Annotated in this window: 8 protein-coding genes; 6 read left to right on the forward strand and 2 right to left on the reverse strand. The window is 74.8% G+C overall.

What is annotated here, in order from left to right; all coding sequences use genetic code 11:
• On the forward strand, positions 1-176 hold a 176-nt coding region (locus ACWEKM_RS45760), incomplete at its 5' end, for a DAK2 domain-containing protein (RefSeq protein WP_451627244.1).
• On the forward strand, positions 169-579 hold the full coding sequence (locus ACWEKM_RS45765; RefSeq protein WP_451627237.1) for a PTS sugar transporter subunit IIA domain-containing protein: 411 nt from the start codon (positions 169-171) through the stop codon (positions 577-579). The genes ACWEKM_RS45760 and ACWEKM_RS45765, both read left to right, overlap by 8 nt.
• Before the next feature lie 318 nt (positions 580-897).
• On the opposite strand, the gene ACWEKM_RS45770 is transcribed toward ACWEKM_RS45765, so the two are convergent.
• Positions 898-1536: a TetR/AcrR family transcriptional regulator gene (locus ACWEKM_RS45770; RefSeq protein ID WP_451627238.1), complete on the reverse strand. Its 639-nt coding sequence runs from the start codon at positions 1534-1536 to the stop codon at positions 898-900.
• Between the two features lie 150 nt (positions 1537-1686).
• Between ACWEKM_RS45770 and ACWEKM_RS45775 the strand changes: the two genes are divergently transcribed.
• The 3 genes from ACWEKM_RS45775 (at position 1687) to ACWEKM_RS45785 (ending at position 4022) form a co-directional block, all read left to right on the forward strand.
• Positions 1687-2448, forward strand: coding sequence for an SDR family NAD(P)-dependent oxidoreductase (locus tag ACWEKM_RS45775; RefSeq protein WP_451627239.1), 762 nt, complete (start codon positions 1687-1689; stop codon positions 2446-2448).
• A 498-nt stretch (positions 2449-2946) separates the two neighbouring features.
• On the forward strand, positions 2947-3294 hold the full coding sequence (locus tag ACWEKM_RS45780) for a hypothetical protein (RefSeq protein WP_451627240.1): 348 nt from the start codon (positions 2947-2949) through the stop codon (positions 3292-3294).
• Positions 3295-3461: 167 nt separating this feature from the next.
• The gene (locus ACWEKM_RS45785; RefSeq protein WP_451627241.1) at positions 3462-4022 is read left to right on the forward strand and encodes a hypothetical protein; all 561 of its coding nucleotides are present in this window, start codon (positions 3462-3464) and stop codon (positions 4020-4022) included.
• 218 nt (positions 4023-4240) lie between these two features.
• Here the strand turns inward: ACWEKM_RS45785 and ACWEKM_RS45790 are convergent, their stop codons facing one another.
• Complete coding sequence (locus ACWEKM_RS45790) at positions 4241-4615, reverse strand: hypothetical protein (protein WP_451627242.1); 375 nt, start codon at positions 4613-4615, stop codon at positions 4241-4243.
• Positions 4616-4775: 160 nt separating this feature from the next.
• Between ACWEKM_RS45790 and ACWEKM_RS45795 the strand changes: the two genes are divergently transcribed.
• On the forward strand, positions 4776-5008 hold a 233-nt coding region (locus ACWEKM_RS45795), incomplete at its 3' end, for a hypothetical protein (RefSeq protein ID WP_451627243.1).

Here is a 5008-nt window from a genome sequence, read left to right on the forward strand (position 1 = left end):
ACGGCTTCGCCCCGGCGCGGGCCGCCGCCGAGGCGGGAGCCGTGGCGACGGTGCCGCTGCTGGCCCGCAAGGGCCGGGCGAGCTATCTCGGGGAGCGCAGCATCGGGCACCAGGATCCCGGGGCCACCTCGTCGGCGCTGCTGATCGCGGGGCTCGCGGAGGCCGCGGATGAGTGACCAGCAGCGGGTCGGCATCGTGCTGGTGTCGCACAGCGCCGCGGTGGCCGCCTCGGTCGCCGAGCTGGCGAGGGGCCTGGCGGGCGGGGCCGCGGAGGTGCCCGTCGCGTCGGCGGGCGGCACGGAGGGCGGCGGGCTCGGCACCAGCGCCGAGCTGATCTCCGCCGCCGCGGCGGCCGTGGACCGGGGCGCCGGAGTCGCCGTCCTCACGGACCTCGGCAGCGCGGTGCTGACGGTGAAGGCGCTGCTCGCGGAGGGCGACGAACTCCCGAGCGGCACACGGCTCGTGGACGCCCCGTTCGTCGAGGGCGCCGTGGCGGCGGTCGTCACGGCGTCCGCGGGCGGCGACCTGGACGCGGTGGAGGCGGCGGCCGCGGAGGCGTACACCTACCGGAAGGTGTGAGCCGCACTCCCGGGGGCGGCCCGCCGCGGGTGGATTGGCCCCGGGTGGATCACCCTGAGTGGATCACCCTGAGTGGATCGCCCTGTGAGGTGAGGGACGCTGCCCCGGCCACCGCGGGGAAGTGCCCCAGGCACCGCGCCTCGCCGCGTCGTCGGGCACGCCCGAGTACGCCCCGTACGAGGGCGCCCCTCCGCCTTGCGCGGCACGGCTCCCCCACGCTCGGCCGTACTCGTGCCGTACTCGGCCGCGTTCGCGCGGGAGGTACCCCCATGACGCCACGGGCTGATCCGACGCGGTTGATCGGACAGGGCCATACACCTAGGCGAGTCCGGACGCCACGAGGGCGAGGGCCGAGCGCAGGGTCGCCGTCAGTTCGGCCTCCGCCGTCGTGGCGTCGGTGTCCTCCTCGTCGATGTGCCAGGCGTAGTGCTCGATCGCCGCGCGCAGCGCCGCGTTGAACATGGCGGCCTGGACGGTCGGCCCCAGCTCGTCGGCGGACGCTCCGGCCCGTTCGGCGAGGGCGCGGGCGAACGCCGGCTGGGCATCGTCGTACGCCTGGAGCCAGACCGCCCGCAGCCCCGGCTCGTGGCGGGTCAGCCGGACCAGCGCGCCGATGGTGGGCCGGTCCGGGCCCGTCGCCAGTCGGCTGTCGGCGGGTACCGCGCGGGTGAGGACCTCGTCCAGCGGCCGGCCGGGGCGCCAGCCGCGCAAACCGTCGGCGACCTCTTCGATCCCGGCCTCGAACAGCGGCCGTACGCATGCCTCCTTGCTCGGGAAGTAGCGCCACACCGTGCGCGCGGAGACGCCGACGGCCCGCCCGATCTGCTCCCCCGTGGTCGCGGCGACACCCTGGCCGACGAACAGGTCCACCGCGGCCCGTGCGATCTCCCGCCGGATCTCCGCCTTGCGCTCCTCGGTCAGGGGCGGTCGTCCCGTGCGTCCACTCGCTGCGGTCATCTGTCCCTCCGGCGTCGGACTGCTGCTGCCACGGGAATTCTCCCCCAGATTTTATGTCACTCACAGACAATAAGTCGTAGGGTGAGCGCATGCGCCGGGCGCTCCGCCCGGCGCGTCATCTGAGATGAACCAACTGATGGGGAGCGGGTCATGGCCAGCGGACTGGACGGCCGGAGCGTCGTCGTCACCGGTGCGGGATCGGGGATCGGGCGGGCCTCGGCACTGGCCTTCGCCGGAGAGGGCGCCCGGGTGGTGGTCGCGGACCTCGACGCCGAAGGGGCGGGAGCGGCCGTCGAGGAGATCACGCGGGCGGGGGGCACGGCCGTGGCCGTGACCGGCGACCTCGGCGAGCAGGCGGTGGTGGACCGGCTGGTCGCGACGACGGTGGAGCGCTTCGGCGGGGTGGACGTCCTGGTGAACAACGCCGGGATCATGGATCGCATGTCGGCCCTGGCGGACGTGAGCGACGCCGAGTGGGAGCGGGTCCTGCGGGTCAATCTGACCGCCCCGTTCCTGCTCACCCGGGCGGTGCTGCCGCACATGCTGGCGGCGGGCCGGGGCGTCGTCGTGAACACCGCCTCCGAAGCCGGTCTGCGGGGCAGCGCGGCGGGCGCGGCGTACACGGCCTCGAAGCACGGGGTGATCGGTCTGACCAAGTCCCTCGCGGTGATGTACCGCGACCAGGGCATTCGCGCCAACGCGATCGCCCCGGGCGGGACCGCGACCGCGATCAGCGTGGACGTGGCGGAGGGGGCGCACGGGCCGGCCGCCCTCGGCGCGTACTTCGGCAACGTGGGCCGCATCAGTCGGCCGGAGGAGCAGGCGGCCGCAATCGTGTTCCTCGCCTCGGACGCGGCGAGCAGCATCAACGGCGCGATCCTGCCGGTGGACAACGGCTGGTCGGCGGTCTGACAGCGGCCGACGGCACCCGGGCGCGGACACCAGAGCGCACAGTACGGGGATGTGCTTGCGCCCCAAGGTGGACCGGCAGGGGCCGGGGGCCGGGCCCGTGTCGGCCCAGTCCGCCCCGACCACCCGCGCACGGCGCGGGATCAGCGACGACAGCGTTCCGCGCCACAGGCGCGAACTCCCCCGTATTCCGGGCGAGTTCGGCCGTGAGGAGCTTCAGCATACGTAATGTCCTTGGGTGGTCACCAACGCGGCCCTCGTGAGGAGGTCACACCGGCCGGGCGTATCGGTCCGGACCAGTGCCGCGGTGCCCGTCCGCGGGGAGGCGCCGCCGTGCGACGCGTTCCCGTACCCCGCGCACCGGCGCTGGCGGCACTGGCGCGCAGGGGCCTGGCATCGGGTACGCCGGGGAGGCCGGCGGCACTGACGCTCGGCGCGGCCTGCGGGCGGAGCGAGCGACGACGACGCCTGCGGCGACACCGCGCCCACCGGCATCCGTGTGTGACGACCCGCCACGCGGACGGGGCATACCGCCTCGACCTGGCCCCAATCCGCCGCGCGCCGGACGGCGTGGTCACGGAGTACCAGATCCAGCCCGACCGCGGGCAGCCCACCTCGCCGGTGTGGCGCGGCGCCCCGCACGCTGGTGGCGGGTGGCACCCGCGCCCGCTGGTGGCGGGCGGCGCCGCGCCGAGGAGCCGGGCCGCGCAGAGCTTCGGTATCCATCGGCCGGGACGCCGCGGCCCACCACCGGGTGCGGATCCGGCCAGGCTGCCGGACGGCGCCTGGGACGGGTTCTCGGCGCGGCGCAGGGTGACGACGGGCCCGTGGCCCGGCTCCGCCCCGTAGGCGCACGGGAGTTGACCCGGACGGAGCACCCGCTCACCCGGACGGTATCGGTCCAGCTGCGGGACGGCCCGGCGCAGCATGGGATGCCAGTAAGGCGGCACGGACGCTTCCCGACCCTCGGCGGTGCATGGGACGTTCCGCCAACCGTGCTGCCGGAGGGCAGCCCAATGCGCACTACTCGACTCCTCTCCCGCTCCGGCCAGGTCCTGGCCGTGGCCGCGGTGCTGCCCATCGGGCTCGCCGGGCCGTCCACCGCGGCCTCGGGCATCTCGGTGAGCACCAACGGGTCCAACGTGTCGGCGGTCACCAGCGCGTGCACCCAGATCAACGGCAACTGGGGCACTGCGTCCCTGCTCACCGGGGACCAGGCGAACTTCGCCGAGGGACGCCAGGCGGCGCTCACCGGCACGAGCGTCAGCCAGTCCGCGGTCTGGTCGAACGTCACCCCGGGGACGTACACGGTCGTCGTGGTGTGCTCGAACGGCGGCACCGCCGGCTCCCGGTCCGTCGTCGTCTCCGCCGCGAAGGCCCCGAACGCCCAGAGCGTCCCGAAGCTCCCGCAGGGCGCCGCGACGCCCGCCCCGCAGCGGGGCGTCGCGGGTGGTGAGGGCGGCACCGTGCGCGACTACGGGCCGCTCACCTTCGGCGTCGGTGCGGCCCTCGTGGGCGGCGGGGTGATCGCCACGGCCTGGTACCTGCGGCGCCGTTCGAGGCCCCACCGCCTCTGAACCGCGCCCCCGTGACGGGCACGAGCGGGACCGGGCTCCGGGGCGGAGCGGATCACGGATCGTGGGCCGTGGGCCGTGGCACCGCCCACGGCAGCGGCGGACCCGGTGACCGTCGTCGCCTCGGTTCTATGGATGTTTCAGCCGGTGAGGGGTAGGCGGCGCCACGGACACCGCCCCGGTCGGCGAGCGGCCGACCGGGGCGTGCCGGTGAACGGACGTCAGCGGCTTTCCAGCAGCAGGTGCAGGTCCCGCTCCTGGTCGCCGGAGGCCGTGCAGGTCTCCTCGACGGAGAACAGGGAGTCCAGGGTGGTGCGGAACCGGTCGACGGCCCAGTAGCCGCCCTGGACGTCCGCGAGGACGGACGACCCGAGCCGGGCGGGCGGTGCGGGCACTTCATGGGCGTCCGCCACATCGTAGGTGCCCAGCCACACCATGGGACGTGTCTCATGGAGCTGCTTCGGCACCTCGTCGGCACCGCGGTCGGACGTGAAGCAGGCCCCCAGGGCGTCGAACACGATCCGGGCGTCCTCCTTGGAGCACCCGCTGATCTCCACCGTGACGGATTCCGGATGCGACCGCTGCGTGCTCTTCATGATCGCTCCTCTCGTGGCCGCGCTGCGGTGGAACGGGGATACCCCGCGCAACCCCGCCCATCCCTCAGCAAATCACCACCCGCCGCCGAGCACTACCGGTGCGCGGCACCGCCCCGTCGCACGGGATCACCCGCGGGTGGACCGGTACGTCTCACCGTCCGTGAGCACACAGCCCGCCTCTGATGGGCATGTGCTCGGTGTCGCGGCGCCGGTCGGGGACATCACCGAGCAGTACGGCGCCGGTGTCGAGGCCGCGCGGCGCGGACCGGCCGTCGCCGCTCCCGGCGGCACGCGCGAGGTCACGGCCGCCTTCGCGGGCACCTTCTGCGGGAGGGCCCGCACCGGTGGCGGGGCGACGCTCCGGGACACGGTCCTCCCTGGGGCCGCCCCGAC

The sequence above is a fragment of the Streptomyces sp. NPDC004752 genome (assembly GCF_053601275.1).

Coding starts and splice junctions, on each gene's coding strand:
- ACWEKM_RS45765 (WP_451627237.1), top strand. CDS start 169: ATGAGTGACCAGCAGCGGGTCGGCATCGTGCTGGTGTCGCACAGCGCC.
- ACWEKM_RS45770 (WP_451627238.1), bottom strand. CDS start 1,536: ATGACCGCAGCGAGTGGACGCACGGGACGACCGCCCCTGACCGAGGAG.
- ACWEKM_RS45775 (WP_451627239.1), top strand. CDS start 1,687: ATGGCCAGCGGACTGGACGGCCGGAGCGTCGTCGTCACCGGTGCGGGA.
- ACWEKM_RS45785 (WP_451627241.1), top strand. CDS start 3,462: ATGCGCACTACTCGACTCCTCTCCCGCTCCGGCCAGGTCCTGGCCGTG.
- ACWEKM_RS45790 (WP_451627242.1), bottom strand. CDS start 4,615: ATGAAGAGCACGCAGCGGTCGCATCCGGAATCCGTCACGGTGGAGATC.